Raw genomic sequence first — 13,746 nt, forward strand, 5'->3', positions numbered from 1 at the left:
TCGGCTCGTCGCCTGGCCGCTCTGCCCCCAAGCTCGCGGCCTCAACGGGTGCCTGCGGCACTGGGTCCCTTTCGAGTAGACACGTCAAGAGTGGGGTCCATGTTAGCCGTTGGTGACCGGCCGGCGGATTCACCAGCCGGTCGGCAATGGATGACCCTCGGCGAACCCCGCGTGCGACTGCACACCCAGCACAACCTTCTCGTGTAGCTCGACGAGGTTGCCCGCGCCCACATAGGTGCACGTGCTGCGCACCCCGGAGGTGATGTGGTCCAGCAGGTCCTCCACCCCGCCCCTGGACGGGTCCAGCCCCATCCGCGACGTGGAGATGCCCTCCTCGAACAACGACTTGCGGGCCTGGTCGAACGGGTCGTCGGCGGCGGTACGCGCCGCGACGGCGCGCTTTGACGCCATGCCATAGCTCTCCTTGAAGGGCCGATCCTCGCGGTCGCGCATGAGGTCGCCCGGCGATTCGTAAGTGCCGGCGAACCATGAGCCGATCATGACGTTCGAGGCGCCCGCGGCCAGGGCCAGCGCGACGTCGCGGGGATGACGGACACCGCCGTCGGCCCACACGTGGCCGCCAAGTTGTCTTGCCGCCGAGGCGCATTCGAGCACCGCCGAGAACTGTGGCCGGCCTACGCCGGTCATCATCCGGGTGGTGCACATCGCGCCGGGCCCCACGCCGACCTTGACGATCGACGCGCCCGCTGAGATCAGGTCGCGGGTTCCTTCGGCGGACACCACGTTGCCCGCCACCAGCGGCAGCCCCAGGTCCAGTGAGGCGACTGCCTTGATCGCCTCCAGCATGCGCAGCTGATGTCCGTGCGCGGTGTCGATCACCAGCAGGTCGACGCCCGCCTCGGCCAGACCGCGCGCCTTCGCGCCCACATCGCCGTTGATGCCGACCGCGGCGGCGATCCGCAACCGGCCCGTCGCGTCCACGGCAGGTGTGTAGATGCCCGCGCGGATGGCGGCGGTCCGGGTGAGCACACCGGCCAGGGTGCCGTCCGGTTCGGTAAGTACCGCGACGTCGACGGGCGCGTGTTCGAGCAGGTCGAACACCTTCCGTGGATCGGTGCCGGCGGGCGCGGTGACGAAGTCGGTGATGGCGATGTCGCGGACTCGGGTGAACCGGTCCACCCCCACGCAGCCCGCCTCGGTGACCAAGCCGATCGGCCTGCCCTCGAACAGCACCACCGCGGCACCGTGCGCGCGTTTGTGAATCAGCGCCATCGCGTCCGACACTGAGTCGTCGGGGGAGAGCACGACCGGAGTGTCGACCACCAGGTCGCGACTCTTCACGAAGTCGACCGTCTGCTGCACCGCGGAGATCGGAAGATCTTGCGGCAGTACGACAATGCCGCCGCGACGCGCGACCGTCTCGGCCATCCGCCGACCCGCCACCGCGGTCATGTTCGCGACCACCACCGGAATCGTGGTGCCCGAGCCGTCCGATGTCGAGAGGTCGACATCCATCCGCGACATCACATCGGAGCGTCCGGGGACGATGAAGACGTCGTTGTAGGTCAGGTCGAACGCGGGCTGGTGGCCATTGAGAAACTTCATGTCAGGCCAATTCTAGGCCTCGACCTCGCTGCGGTCGCCGCTCCACAGCGTATGGAACCGCGCGGACGGATCGGCGTCGATGCGGCCGTAGGTGTGGGCGCCGAAGAAGTCGCGAAGGCCCTGGGTGAGCGCCGCGGGCAACCGTTCGGTGCGCAACCCGTCGTAGTAGGACAGCGCCGAGGAGAAGCCCGGAATCGGGATGCCCAGCTCGGTCGCGGTCACCACGACGCGGCGCCAACTGTCGATCGCGGCCTCGATCGCCTCACGGAAATACGGGGCGACGATCAGTGACGGCAGATCGGGCGTCTCGTCGAACGCTTCCTTGATGCGGTTGAGAAACTTGGCCCGGATGATGCACCCGCCACGCCAGATGGTGGCCATATCACCCGGGGTGATGCCCCAGTCGTATTCGGCGCTGCCTGCCTGAATCTGGTTGAAGCCCTGCGCGTACGCGATGATCTTGGACGCATACAGTGCCTTGCTGACGTCATCGATGAATCGTGCTGCATCAGCGGGCTTCTCGCCGAGATCGCCGGACGCCAGACCCGTGGTGGCCTTGCGCTGCGCCACCGAGCCCGACAACGCGCGGGCGAACACCGCCTCGGCGATCCCGGTCACCGGCACCCCGAGGTCCAGCGCTGACTTCACCGTCCACCGTCCGGTGCCCTTCTGCTCGGCCTCGTCGAGGATGAGGTCGACAAGCGGCTTGCCGGTCTTGGCGTCGGTCTGCCGCAGCACGTCGGCGGTGATCTCGATGAGGAAGCTGTCCAGGTCGCCGGAGTTCCATTCGGCGAAGACGTCGGCGATCTCGGGTGCGCTCAGTCCCAGCGCGTCACGCAGCAGCTGGTAGGCCTCACCGATCAACTGCATGTCGGAGTACTCGATGCCGTTGTGCACCATCTTCACGAAGTGCCCTGCGCCGTCGGGTCCGATGTGCGTGCAGCACGGCACGCCGTCGACGTGCGCGGAGATCTCCTCGAGCAGCGGGCCCAGCGACGTGTACGACTCGGCCGGACCGCCGGGCATGATCGACGGGCCCTTGAGCGCGCCCTCTTCACCACCGGAGATGCCGGCGCCGACGAAGTGGAGCCCTCGCTCGCGGATCGCCTTTTCGCGGCGGATGGTGTCGGTGTAGAGCGCATTGCCGCCGTCGATGATGATGTCGCCTTCCTCCATCGCATCGGCCAGCTCGTTGATGACGGCGTCGGTCGGGTCGCCCGCCTTGACCATGATGATGACCCGGCGTGGCTTCTCCAGCGCGGCAAGGAATTCCGGGATGGTCTCGCTGCGTACGAAATTGCCCTCGGAGCCGTGTTCGGCGAGCAACGCGTCGGTCTTGGCGACGGACCGGTTGTGCAGCGCCACGGTGTATCCGTGACTGGCGAAGTTGCGCGCGAGGTTGGATCCCATGACCGCGAGGCCGGTGACCCCGATCTGAGCGGTGCCGTTCGCGGGATTTTCAGACGAGCTCATTCGGGCAGCCTTTCGTTTTGGTTGTGCAGGGATGGCCTACTACACAGAAGCGCTACGCAGTGAACAAACGATTCAACTCGGTCAACCAGGGCAGGACCACGGCGACGGTGGGCACCACGAGAACGGCGGCGGCGGCCACGTAGGCGCACGCAGCCACACCCAGGCTGTTGCCGCGGCCGCCGAGACGGCGCACGCGGGTCACGGTCGTGGGTCCGCCCGCGGCCAGCGCTCCCGCGGGTGTGCGGCCCGTGGCGCAGGCGACCAACGCGCGAGCCAACGGAGTTGGACCGGCCGCACGCACCGCGGCGTCATCGGCCAGCATCTCGATGAGCAACCGCACGGCATCCAGCGCACTGGCGCTGCGGACGAAACGCGGGAACGCGGCATGCACCGCGGTGAACATCTCGAGCACCAGGTCGTGCCGGGCCCGCAGATGTGCGCGCTCGTGCGACAGGATCGCGGCGATCTCATTGTCCGCCAGAGTCGTGAGGGTGCCCTCGCTGACCACCACGCGACTGCGCACGCCCGGCAGACAGTAGGCAAGGGGCTCGTCGACGTCGAGGATGCGCAATCCGGACTTATGGGACTTGCCGACGAGGTCGACGACCATCCGGTGGTGTGCGCGCCTGCGCCGCGTCGCTATCGCGACCTGGACGACGGCCACCGCAAGACGCGCCCCTACCATCAGCGTGAGCGCGAACACCGCCACGTACGTGATCCACAGCGGCCAGCCGAGCGCATCGATCTCGCCGGCCAACGTCGACGTCGGCCTGCCGTCGGGTCCGGGCGCGAAAAGCCTGCTCGCGATGGCGATTCCGGCGGAGAAGGCCGAGAGTACGGCGGCCAGCGCGATGGATTGCCACAGCACGATCGCGGCCCGCGGTGCCCGCGACGGCCACTTTGCCCGCGCCAGCATCGCCGGCACCGGTCCCGATAGGACCAGCGCCATGATGGAGAAGGCCAGCGCCGACACGCTGTAAGTGTCTCTCAGCCGGTGCCCGGCTCGCCAGCGGGTGGCGATATCCGGTGCTTGCTCTCCAACTCGTACAACGCGCGACGCAGCGCCGCCGCCTCGTCGGCGTTGACGCGCTCGACGAAATGCACGAGCGCAGCCTCGCGGTCATCCGAGTCCGCAGCTTGGTCCAGGGCATCGACCATCAACCCCGCGACCAGTTCGTCGCGCCCGTGGGTCGGGGCGTAGCGATGGGCCCGGTCATCGCGGTGCTGGACGACGAGATTCTTCTTTGCCAGCCGCTGCAGGACGGTCATGATCGTTGTGTAGGCGAGGTCGCGCTGGGCGGCGAGTGCCTCGTGGACCTGGCGCACGGTTTGGGGCTCGCGCGTGGACCACAGGTGGTCCATCACCGCGCGTTCGAGCTCCCCTAAACGCGTCAACTTGGCCATCTTCGTTCATCTCCTAGAGACGGTAGGTCCAGCTTACTACGGGTTTACTACCGTGCGTCGTATCGCGCAGGACGACCCCGCTCGGCGCGTTGTCGCGCACGCCCGACGGAATGTTCCGGCTTGGTTCGTTCCAGGTCACCGCGCCTTCGCCTGGCCTTGTGAGTCGAGTCACAGGGTATGGCTCCAACGGTCGACCTGATTATAGTAAGGCTAACCTAACTCAACATCGGGAGGTCCTATGACGGTTGTCGTCGACGACCCGCTCATCTCGAGCATGGCCATTGCGCAGGCGCTGCCATTGCATGAATCGAGCCGCCGATTGCGCGAGCTGTATCCCGAATGTCCGCGTGTCTACGGTGTCGCGGTCATCGGAGATCTGTCACGGCGACGCTGGTGGCCGTTGACGCAGGCGCTGATGACCGATCGGCTGCATTCGATGTTCAAGCTCGCGGCCCAGGAGACCGAAAGTCGTGCCGCGGTGGCCCAGCAGCTCGCCGCGACCCTGGCGCACGTGGTCGTCGGACGGGTGGTGCCGCTGCTCGTGCTCGAGGGTCGCGCATGGGACACGGGCTTGGAGAACCTGTGGGTGCACGTGGACTCCGAGGGCGCGATCGACTGGGTCGGTGTCGTCGACCCCACGCTGCGCGCACTGCCCGATGACCCCTTCTTCGGAGCTCGTCCGAATACCCGGTCGCACAGCGCCATCCGGGATGGAATCGTCGCCCTGCCCAACGAGGCCGCGCTGACGACGTGGATTGCACACCGCAGTCATCGCACTCTTGCTCCGTTGTTCGGCAAGCTCGCCGAGGTCAGCGATTCGGCGATCTCGATCGCGGCCATGTGGCACATCGTCGGTGCCGCGGTGGTGGGCGCCGCGACGCAAGTGCCCCTGCTGGCGGGGTCCAGCGAGCTCACGAGCATGCGTCGTGGCCAGGCTGTGCTCGACGCGCTGGTCGGATTCGGGCTGCCCGTGCGGGGCGCCACGAGAATTCCGCCAGTAGCGGCAGGGAAGGTATTGCTAAATTAGGGCAGCCTTGCCTATGCTGTTGCAGAACGAACTTGAACCACCGGACCGCACCGGAGTCCTGAGGGCTGCAGAGACTCCCGGTCCACACGAAGGAAGGGCCCCGCACACTGTGCGGGGCCCTTCCGCATTTCAGGTCTCGACCACAGCGGTCCGAACGTCACCGTGTAGACAAATCTGGGTGAGCACAGAAATCCCGACCGGTCTCGGCGCCGGATTCGACAAGGAGATCGGCCTCGAATTCCTCGAGCTGACCCCGGACGGCGGCACTGCCCGTATCGAGATCAACGACAAGCTGCTGCAGCCGTGGGGGATCGTGCATGGCGGCGTGTACTGCTCGGTGATCGAGAGCCTGGCCAGCGTGTCGGGGCAGATCTGGCTCAGCGAGAACGGCGGCGGTCACGTCGTCGGCGTCAACAACAACACCGACTTCCTGCGCGCCATCTCCGCGGGCACGGTGACGGCGGTGTCGGTTCCGATCCATCGCGGCCGACGCCAGCAACTGTGGCTGATCACCATCACCGACGACACCGAGCGCGTCGTGGCGAGAGGCCAGGTGCGGCTGCAGAATCTGCCTCCCGAGTAACCGCCGCTTTTCTCGCGCTGCTGAGGGGTGCGGGGCGTGGCAGTATCCCCGACTATGCGATTAACGCCGCATGAACAGGACAGGTTGCTGCTGTCGTACGCCGCGGAACTGGCGCGCAGGCGCCAGGCGCGCGGGCTGAAACTCAACCACCCCGAGGCCGTTGCGGTGATCACCGATCACCTCCTCGAAGGGGCGCGCGACGGTCGCACGGTCGTGGAGTTGATGGCCAGCGGCCGCGAGGTTCTCAGCCGCGACGACGTGATGGTGGGCGTTCCGGAGATGCTCGAGGACGTCCAGGTGGAGGCGACGTTTCCCGATGGGACGAAACTCGTCACCGTCCACCACCCGATCCCATGACGGCCGAACATGCATCGTGGGTGCCCGGCGAGATCGTCTACGGCACCGGCGATATCGAGCTCAACCAAGGCGCGCAACGGGTCGAGATGGACATCCTCAACACCGGCGACCGTCCCGTCCAGGTCGGTAGCCACGTGCACCTACCGCAAAGCAACGCCGCCCTGCAATTCGATCGTGCAACCGCCCATGGACATCGGCTCGACATCCCCGCCGGCACCGCGGTGCGGTTCGAACCCGGTGTTGCCCAGCGGGTCTCGTTGGTACCCCTGGGCGGATCACGCGAGGTGTATGGGTTGAGCCTGCGACCGCCCGGGCGATTGGATGATGCGTAATGAGCGCCTGCGCGAAGAACAGAGGGCGCCGATGAGCGCCTGCGCGAAGAACAGAGGACGCCGATGAGCGCCTGCGCGAAGAACAGAGGGCAGCGATGAGCGCCATTTCCCGAGCCAGGTATGCAGCGCTCTTCGGGCCGACGACCGGCGACCGCATCCGATTGGCGGACACAGATCTGTTCATCGAGATCACCGAGGATCGCAGCGGCGGGCCGGGTCTGGCCGGCGACGAGGCGGTCTTCGGTGGCGGCAAGGTGTTGCGCGAGTCGATGGGGCAGGGCCGGGCAACCCGGGCCGACGGCGCACCCGACACCGTGATCACCGGCGTGGTGATCATCGACCACTGGGGAATCATCAAGGCCGACATCGGTATTCGCGACGGCAGGATCGTCGCGATCGGCAAGGCCGGCAACCCCGACATCATGTCCGGCGTGCACCCCGATCTCGTGGTCGGTCCGTCAACCGAAATCATCGCCGGCAATGGTCGAATCGTCACGGCCGGTGGCATCGACTGCCATGTCCATTTGATCTGTCCGCAGATCATGGCGGAAGCCCTGGGCGGTGGCATCACGACCATCATCGGCGGTGGTACCGGACCCGCGGAGGGCAGCAAGGCCACCACCGTGACCCCGGGGGCGTGGCATCTGGGCCGCATGCTGGAGGCGCTGGACGCCTGGCCGATGAACATCGCGCTACTCGGCAAGGGCAATACCGTCAGCGCCGAATCGATGTGGGAGCAATTACGTGGCGGCGCTTCGGGTTTCAAGCTGCACGAAGACTGGGGGTCCACCCCCGCGGCGATCGACGCCTGCCTTTCCGTCGCGGAGGCGTCCGGAGTGCAGGTTGCCCTGCACTCGGACACGCTCAATGAGGCGGGTTTCGTCGAGGACACGATCGGTGCGATCAACGGTCGGTCGATTCACGCCTACCACACCGAGGGCGCCGGCGGCGGCCACGCGCCCGACATCATCCGCGTCGCCGCGGAACCGTACGTACTGCCGAGTTCGACCAATCCCACACGTCCACACACCGTCAACACCCTCGATGAACACCTCGACATGTTGATGGTGTGCCATCACCTGAACCCTTCGGTGCCAGAGGATCTCGCATTCGCCGAGAGCCGCATCCGACCCTCGACGATGGCGGCAGAGGATCTGCTGCACGACATCGGGGCGATCTCGATGATCGGCAGCGACTCCCAGGCGATGGGCCGCATCGGCGAAGTGGTGATCCGCACCTGGCAGACCGCTCACGTGATGAAGCGACGTCGGGGTGCATTGGCGGGGGACAAGTCCGGCGTCCATCAATCCGACAACAACCGCGCCCGCCGGTACGTCGCGAAGTACACGATCTGTCCGGCCATCGCGCACGGCCTCGACCATGAGATCGGCTCGGTGGAAGTGGGTAAGCTCGCCGACCTCGTGCTGTGGGAGCCCGCGTTCTTCGGTGTGCGCCCGCACGCGGTGCTCAAGGGCGGGATGATCGCCTGGGCCGCAATGGGGGACGCGAACGCGTCGATCCCCACACCGCAGCCCGTACTGCCGCGACCGATGTTTGGTGCGGCTCCGGCCGCGGCTTCGGCGACCTCGGTGCATTTCGTCTCGTCCCAGGCCATAGATGAAGGGCTTGCGAACCGACTCGCCGTCAACCGCAGGCTCGTCGCGGTCAAGGATGTCCGCAATGTCGGCAAGGTCGACATGCCCTTCAACGACGCGCTGCCCGAAATCGAGGTCGACCCCGACACGTTCACCGTCCGTATCGACGGCGACGTGTGGCAGGAGGACCCCGCCGTCGAGTTGCCCATGGCGCAACGCTATTTCCTGTTCTGACAGGTTGTTCCGATGAACTTGGCGACACTGCTGACACTGTCGGACTCGCGGCTGCCGACCGGCGGCCACGTGCACTCCGGAGGTGTCGAGGAGGCCGTCACCCTGGGTCTGGTCCGCGACCTCGTCACGCTGCGGGCCTTCCTGATCCGGCGAATCCGCACCACCGGGCTGGTGACCGCATCGGTGGCCGCGGCCGTGCACAGCGGAAGCCTGCCGGTCAACGGTGCGGACGCCGAGATCGACGCCCGCACACCGGCACCCGCCGCACGTCAGGCATCCCGGGCGCAAGGGCGCGGTCTGCTGCGGCTCGCCCGACGGGTCTGGCCGGCCGAACGCTGGGAATCACTGGGTGCCGCGCCGCACCTCGCCACCGTGGCCGGTGCCGTCGGTGCGGCCAGTGGGCTCGAGTTCCAACAGACGGCGCTGACGGTCGTCTACACGACGATGACCGGATCGGCGACGGCCGCGCAACGGCTCCTGGCGCTGGACCCGGGTGACGTCGCGGCGCTGACTTTCGAGCTGGCCGCGTTGTGCGACCAGACCTCGGCTATGGCCTGTAAGGAGTTGGCCGACCTGTCCGATCCGCTGCTCGACCTGCTGGCCCAGAAGCACAGCCAACGCGAGCGACCGCTGTTCGCATCCTGAAAGAGAGTTCGCCCAATGCCGCCCCAGCCACCGCATTTCCTCGACGGCCAGCCACATGGTCACACCGACCGCCCCAAGCGCCGGCGGACACCGGGGGAGCCGTTGCGCATCGGCATCGGCGGACCCGTCGGCTCGGGCAAGACGGCGTTGGTCGCCGCGTTGTGCAGGCAACTGCGTGACGAGCTGTCGTTGGCCGTGCTCACGAACGACATCTACACCACAGAAGACGCCGACTTCCTGCGCCGCCACGCCGTTCTGCCTGACGTCCGCATCGCCGCGGTGCAGACCGGCGGTTGCCCCCACACCGCGATCCGCGACGACATCACCGCCAACCTCGACGCGATCGACGATCTCATCGCGGGCAACGAGCGGCTCGACCTGATCCTGGTGGAATCCGGTGGCGACAACCTGACGGCCACCTTCTCATCCGGGCTGGTGGACGTACAGATCTTCGTTATCGATGTCGCCGGTGGCGACAAGGTGCCCCGCAAGGGCGGCCCGGGCGTCACCTACTCGGATCTGTTGGTGGTCAACAAGACTGATCTCGCGCCGCTCGTCGGGGCCGATCTCGACGTGATGCGCCGCGACGCGGCCACCGTGCGCGGCGACCGTCCGGCGGTGTTGATCTCGCTGACCGAAGACCCCGCCGCGACGGCTGTGCTGACGTGGGTGCGCGAGCAGTTGAAGGTCCCGGTCTGATGCGATCCGACCTCCTCGTCGTCGCGCATCGAGGCCGCCGGCCGCGAATCGAATCCAGCGGCGGTATTGCGGCCCGGGAGACCGAACCCGACACCGTGCACCTGGTGTCGGCGGCGGCCACCCCGCTCGGTGGAGACTCGATATGTGTGCGCATCGTGGTGCAACCGGGCGCGCTGCTGCGCGTGCGTACCGCCGCGGCGACGATGACGCTGCCCGGTCCGGCCACCCATGAGTCACACGCGAATTGGCTTCTCGAGGTCGCCGGCGAGCTCGACCTGGACCCGCAACCGACCGTGGTTGCGGGCGCTTCCCGGCATTTCACGTCGACACGGCTGGCAGTCGAAGGAACGGGCCGAGTCAAGCTGCGCGAGCGAATCCAGATCGGGAGAACCGATGAACGGCAGGGCTTCTGGTCCGGATCGCTACACGCCGACGTCGACGGGACTGCACTACTGCGGCATCGGATCGAGCTGGGTCGCGGTTCGGTGGCCGAAGACGAGTTGGCCGCACCGATGGCTTGCATCAGCGAGTTGCACTACCCACAAACGGAAGTTGACACCGCCGGCATGACGCTCGCGCTGGCGCGTGGCGGCTGCCTGTCGACCTGGCAGGGCGAGCGGCTCTAGACGGCGGCTCTCTCTTCCGGATCCTGCACCAAGGCGGCGATCTCCTCGAGCTCTTCGATTCTGGTGCGGGCGTACGCCTGCTGCTCGGTGATCGTGAGGTTGCCGCGCTTCTTCGACAGGAACGTCACCGTCCACATCAGCAGCGTGGTGATCTTGCGCCGGAATCCGACCAGGTACACCAGATGCAGCACCAGCCAAGCGAGCCAGGCGATGAAGCCGCCGAACTCGACCGGGCCGATCTTCGCGACCGCGGAGAAGCGCGATACCGTAGCCATCGAACCCTTGTCGAAGTACTGGAAGGGTTCGCGCTCAGCGGGATTGGCACCCTTGAGCTCGGCCTTGATCGCCTTGGCGGCGTACCTGCCGCCCTGGATGGCTCCCTGAGCCATACCGGGAACGCCTTCGACGGCGGCCATGTCGCCGACCACGAACACGTTCGGATGGCCGGGAACGGTCAGGTCGGGAAGCACCTTCAGCCGTCCCGCGCGATCGACCTCGGCGTCGGACTGATCAGCGATGTCGCGGCCGAGCGGGCTCGCCGAAACGCCCGCCGACCACACCTTGGTCGCGCAGTCGATGCGGCGGAACTTGCCGTCGGGATCCTTGACCGTGATGCCGTTGCGGTCGACGTCGGTGACCATTGCCCCGAGCTGGATCTCGACGCCCATCTTCTCCAGGCGCGCCTTGGCCTTGTTGCCGAGCTTCTCGCCCATCGGGGGCAGCACGGCCGGCGCGGCGTCGAGCAGGATCACCCGGGCAGTCGTCGAATCGATGTGCCGGAACGCGCCCTTGAGCGTGTGGTCGGCGAGTTCAGCAATCTGCCCGGCCATTTCGACTCCGGTCGGACCGGCACCGACGACGGTGAACGTCAACAGCTTCTCGCGGCGGGCGGGGTCGCTGGATCGTTCGGCCTGCTCGAACGCGCCGAGGATGCGGGCACGCAACTCCAGTGCATCATCGATCGACTTCATGCCCGGTGCCCATTCCGCGAAATGGTCGTTGCCGAAGTAGGACTGGCCCGCGCCCGCAGCGACGATCAGAGAGTCGTACGGCGTGACGTAGGTGTGCCCGAGCAGCTCCGACCTGACGGTCTGATTCGCCAGATCGATGTGCGTCACATTGCCCAGCAGCACCTGCGCGTTCTTCTGATTGCGCAGGATCATCCGGGTCGGGGGAGCGATCTCGCCTGAGGAGATGATGCCGGTCGCCACCTGATACAGCAGCGGCTGGAAAAGGTGGTGAGTCGTCTTGGCGATCATCTTCACGTCGACGTCGGCACGCCTGAGCGCTTTGGCAGCGGTCAGCCCGCCGAACCCTGAACCGATGATGACGACCTTGTGCCTGTCGGTTGCAGTGGCTCCGGGATGGCTCATTGTCGGGCTCCTCGACGGTGCTTCACGTGCTATTTCTACCCACTACGGTAGTCGCCCGAACCTCCGATACACGCACGGTTTGGCTGTGTTGTTTCCCACGTCAGCGCGTGGAATCAGCCGGCGAGAACCGGTTTCAACGCCTCGCCGACGGCGGTGACGTGGCCGGGGTGGTAGCCGTCGAGGCTCGTCACCGGGCTGAGGATCACGCCGGTGACACCCGCGTCGAACACCTTGGTCTTGATCTGCTCGGCGACCTGCTCGGCGGTGCCGTACACCGCTTGCTGCTTGAAGTCGTCGGGAATCAGGTCCTCGGAGATGCCGTCGCCGATGAGCGCGATGACCAGCATGCTGGTCTCGAGCGTGGCCGGATCGCGGCCGATCTCCTCGCAACGCTCCTTGACCACGGCCAGCTTGCGGGGCAACTCATCGAATCCCGCGATGATGTTCAGGTGGTCGAAGTGCTTGGCTGCCAGCGGGATCGTCTTCTTCTCGCCGCTGCCACCGATCATCAGTGGGATGTGGTCGCGGAAGCGGGGTTCGGCCATGGCCTCGACGGTGCGGTAGTACTTGCCGTTCACCGTGGGCCGCTCGCCCGCGAGCATCGGCAGGATGATCTCCAGCGCCTCGCCGAGTTTGTTGAAGCGGTCGGTGAACGTCCCGAACTCGTAGCCGAGTGAGTCGTGCTCGAGCTCGAACCAGCCGGTGCCGATGCCCAGAATGGCCCGGCCCTGGCTGATGACGTCGAGCGTCGTGATCGCCTTGGCCAGCAGGGTGGGGTTGCGGTAGGTGTTTCCGGTCACCAACGTGCCGAGCTGCACACGCTCGGTCGCGGTGGCCAGCGCGCCGAGGGCGGTGTACGCCTCGAGCATCGGCTGGTCGGGCGTTCCGAGGCCGGGCAGCTGATAGAAGTGGTCCATCACGAAGACGGAGTCGAAGCCTGCGGCTTCGGCTTCTTGAGCCTGCGCGATGACGGTGGGGAAAAGTTCGGTGACGCCGGTGCCGTAGGAGAAGTTGGGGATCTGGAGTCCGAGTTTGATGGTCACACCTTCACGTAACCACAACTAACCGGAGCGGTCACCCCGCTTTAGCTACCGGCGAACGAAGGAATATTCAGCCGAAGTTCGCCAGCGCACCGTGACTGACATGCATCGTTTGACCGGTGATGTGTCGGGCGGCCGGCGTTGTCAGGAACAAAGCGAGCCGGCTGATCTCCTCGGCCACCGAAAGTGGCGACTGCGAGAGACCGTCGTAGCCGGGTTCGGCATTCCGGCCCGATGCGACCGCGTTCACGGTGATGCCGCGGATGCCGAAGTGCTGAGCCTGCCCCGCCGTCCAGTCGGACACCGCGGCCTTGATGGCGGCCTCAGCACTGCCCTCGGCCGGGTGCTCGGGTACGACGGTGATGATCGACCCCCCCGAACGCAGGTGGTCACCGAGAATCTGCACGGTCAGGACGGCGGAGAGAATCGTCGAGTCGAGCGCATTGCGCCACGCCGTGGCCAGATCGGAGAGGGAGTACATCCGCGGATCGCCGGCCTGCCAGCGTGGCGCGGGCACATTGACGATGGTGTCGAGGTGGTGCGGGAAGTGGTCCCGCGCTGTCTCCAGGTTCGCCGCATCGGTGTTGTCGAACACGATGGCGTCGACTTCGAGTTCTTTGGCGGCGACGTCCAGTTCGTCGCGGCGAGCGCCTGCGATCACGACCTGGTGCCCCGCGTTGCGAAAGTTCTCCGCGATCGTGCGTCCTAGGTCGGTGTCGCCTCCGGTGACAAGCACGTCCATCGCAAGGACCTCCCTCTGTGTTCGACGCTGAACCCCAGCCCGTGCAGGAA

At 66.6% G+C, this 13,746-nt stretch carries 15 protein-coding genes; 8 read left to right on the top strand and 7 right to left on the bottom strand.

Features of this window, described 5'->3' with window-relative positions; genetic code table 11:
* Nucleotides 1-129 precede the first annotated feature (129 nt).
* From G6N36_RS03780 to G6N36_RS03795, 4 genes are read right to left on the bottom strand one after another with little or no spacing between them, the layout of a single operon-like run.
* The gene (locus G6N36_RS03780; RefSeq protein ID WP_163685067.1) at nucleotides 130-1,566 is read right to left on the bottom strand and encodes a GuaB1 family IMP dehydrogenase-related protein; all 1,437 of its coding nucleotides are present in this window, start codon (nucleotides 1,564-1,566) and stop codon (nucleotides 130-132) included.
* 12 nt (nucleotides 1,567-1,578) lie between these two features.
* A complete protein-coding gene (gene gndA, locus G6N36_RS03785; RefSeq protein WP_163685069.1) occupies nucleotides 1,579-3,039 on the bottom strand; it encodes an NADP-dependent phosphogluconate dehydrogenase in 1,461 nt (486 codons plus the stop codon).
* A gap of 52 nt (nucleotides 3,040-3,091) precedes the next feature.
* Nucleotides 3,092-4,012, bottom strand: coding sequence for a M56 family metallopeptidase (locus tag G6N36_RS03790; protein WP_163685071.1), 921 nt, complete (start codon nucleotides 4,010-4,012; stop codon nucleotides 3,092-3,094).
* A 14-nt stretch (nucleotides 4,013-4,026) separates the two neighbouring features.
* The gene (locus G6N36_RS03795) at nucleotides 4,027-4,443 is read right to left on the bottom strand and encodes a BlaI/MecI/CopY family transcriptional regulator (protein ID WP_163685073.1); all 417 of its coding nucleotides are present in this window, start codon (nucleotides 4,441-4,443) and stop codon (nucleotides 4,027-4,029) included.
* 238 nt (nucleotides 4,444-4,681) lie between these two features.
* On the opposite strand from G6N36_RS03795, the gene G6N36_RS03800 reads away from it, so the two are divergent.
* From G6N36_RS03800 to G6N36_RS03835, 8 genes are all read left to right on the top strand, one after another.
* Nucleotides 4,682-5,470, top strand: a complete 789-nt coding sequence (locus G6N36_RS03800) for an iron reductase (RefSeq protein ID WP_163685074.1) — start codon at nucleotides 4,682-4,684, stop codon at nucleotides 5,468-5,470.
* A 178-nt stretch (nucleotides 5,471-5,648) separates the two neighbouring features.
* Complete coding sequence (locus G6N36_RS03805) at nucleotides 5,649-6,053, top strand: PaaI family thioesterase (protein ID WP_163685076.1); 405 nt, start codon at nucleotides 5,649-5,651, stop codon at nucleotides 6,051-6,053.
* A 54-nt stretch (nucleotides 6,054-6,107) separates the two neighbouring features.
* Nucleotides 6,108-6,410 carry an urease subunit gamma gene (locus G6N36_RS03810; RefSeq protein WP_163685078.1) on the top strand — a complete coding sequence of 101 codons (303 nt, stop codon included), beginning with the start codon at nucleotides 6,108-6,110 and terminating at the stop codon, nucleotides 6,408-6,410.
* Complete coding sequence (locus G6N36_RS03815; RefSeq protein WP_163685081.1) at nucleotides 6,407-6,742, top strand: urease subunit beta; 336 nt, start codon at nucleotides 6,407-6,409, stop codon at nucleotides 6,740-6,742. Before G6N36_RS03810 ends, G6N36_RS03815 begins: the two co-directional genes overlap by 4 nt.
* 95 nt (nucleotides 6,743-6,837) lie before the next feature.
* Complete coding sequence (locus tag G6N36_RS03820) at nucleotides 6,838-8,571, top strand: urease subunit alpha (protein WP_163685083.1); 1,734 nt, start codon at nucleotides 6,838-6,840, stop codon at nucleotides 8,569-8,571.
* A gap of 12 nt (nucleotides 8,572-8,583) precedes the next feature.
* On the top strand, nucleotides 8,584-9,216 hold the full coding sequence (locus tag G6N36_RS03825; RefSeq protein WP_163685085.1) for an urease accessory protein UreF: 633 nt from the start codon (nucleotides 8,584-8,586) through the stop codon (nucleotides 9,214-9,216).
* 15 nt (nucleotides 9,217-9,231) lie between these two features.
* The gene (gene ureG / locus G6N36_RS03830) at nucleotides 9,232-9,915 is read left to right on the top strand and encodes an urease accessory protein UreG (RefSeq protein WP_163685086.1); all 684 of its coding nucleotides are present in this window, start codon (nucleotides 9,232-9,234) and stop codon (nucleotides 9,913-9,915) included.
* Nucleotides 9,915-10,541 (top strand): urease accessory protein UreD, encoded by a 627-nt coding sequence (locus tag G6N36_RS03835; protein WP_163685088.1) that lies wholly within the window; start codon nucleotides 9,915-9,917, stop codon nucleotides 10,539-10,541. Before ureG ends, G6N36_RS03835 begins: the two co-directional genes overlap by 1 nt.
* Here G6N36_RS03835 and G6N36_RS03840 read toward each other — a convergent pair.
* From G6N36_RS03840 to G6N36_RS03850, 3 genes are all read right to left on the bottom strand, one after another.
* Nucleotides 10,538-11,914: a type II NADH:quinone oxidoreductase Ndh gene (locus G6N36_RS03840; RefSeq protein ID WP_083127269.1), complete on the bottom strand. Its 1,377-nt coding sequence runs from the start codon at nucleotides 11,912-11,914 to the stop codon at nucleotides 10,538-10,540. The genes G6N36_RS03835 and G6N36_RS03840 overlap by 4 nt on opposite strands.
* A 113-nt stretch (nucleotides 11,915-12,027) precedes the next feature.
* Entirely contained in the window at nucleotides 12,028-12,957 is a 930-nt protein-coding gene (locus tag G6N36_RS03845; protein ID WP_163685090.1) for an LLM class F420-dependent oxidoreductase, read from the bottom strand.
* A gap of 67 nt (nucleotides 12,958-13,024) precedes the next feature.
* Entirely contained in the window at nucleotides 13,025-13,696 is a 672-nt protein-coding gene (locus G6N36_RS03850) for an SDR family oxidoreductase (protein WP_163685092.1), read from the bottom strand.
* Between the last annotated feature and the right edge of the window lie 50 nt (nucleotides 13,697-13,746).

The sequence above is a fragment of the Mycolicibacterium gadium genome (genome assembly GCF_010728925.1).
Taxonomy (GTDB): Bacteria; Actinomycetota; Actinomycetes; order Mycobacteriales; family Mycobacteriaceae; genus Mycobacterium; species Mycobacterium gadium.

Bases quoted from the DNA above. Each gene is read 5' to 3' on its own strand.
- G6N36_RS03780 (WP_163685067.1), bottom strand. From the start codon at position 1,566: ATGAAGTTTCTCAATGGCCACCAGCCCGCGTTCGACCTGACCTACAAC.
- gndA (WP_163685069.1), bottom strand. From the start codon at position 3,039: ATGAGCTCGTCTGAAAATCCCGCGAACGGCACCGCTCAGATCGGGGTC.
- G6N36_RS03795 (WP_163685073.1), bottom strand. From the start codon at position 4,443: ATGGCCAAGTTGACGCGTTTAGGGGAGCTCGAACGCGCGGTGATGGAC.
- G6N36_RS03800 (WP_163685074.1), top strand. From the start codon at position 4,682: ATGACGGTTGTCGTCGACGACCCGCTCATCTCGAGCATGGCCATTGCG.
- G6N36_RS03810 (WP_163685078.1), top strand. From the start codon at position 6,108: ATGCGATTAACGCCGCATGAACAGGACAGGTTGCTGCTGTCGTACGCC.
- G6N36_RS03815 (WP_163685081.1), top strand. From the start codon at position 6,407: ATGACGGCCGAACATGCATCGTGGGTGCCCGGCGAGATCGTCTACGGC.
- G6N36_RS03820 (WP_163685083.1), top strand. From the start codon at position 6,838: ATGAGCGCCATTTCCCGAGCCAGGTATGCAGCGCTCTTCGGGCCGACG.
- G6N36_RS03825 (WP_163685085.1), top strand. From the start codon at position 8,584: ATGAACTTGGCGACACTGCTGACACTGTCGGACTCGCGGCTGCCGACC.
- ureG (WP_163685086.1), top strand. From the start codon at position 9,232: ATGCCGCCCCAGCCACCGCATTTCCTCGACGGCCAGCCACATGGTCAC.
- G6N36_RS03835 (WP_163685088.1), top strand. From the start codon at position 9,915: ATGCGATCCGACCTCCTCGTCGTCGCGCATCGAGGCCGCCGGCCGCGA.
- G6N36_RS03840 (WP_083127269.1), bottom strand. From the start codon at position 11,914: ATGAGCCATCCCGGAGCCACTGCAACCGACAGGCACAAGGTCGTCATC.
- G6N36_RS03850 (WP_163685092.1), bottom strand. From the start codon at position 13,696: ATGGACGTGCTTGTCACCGGAGGCGACACCGACCTAGGACGCACGATC.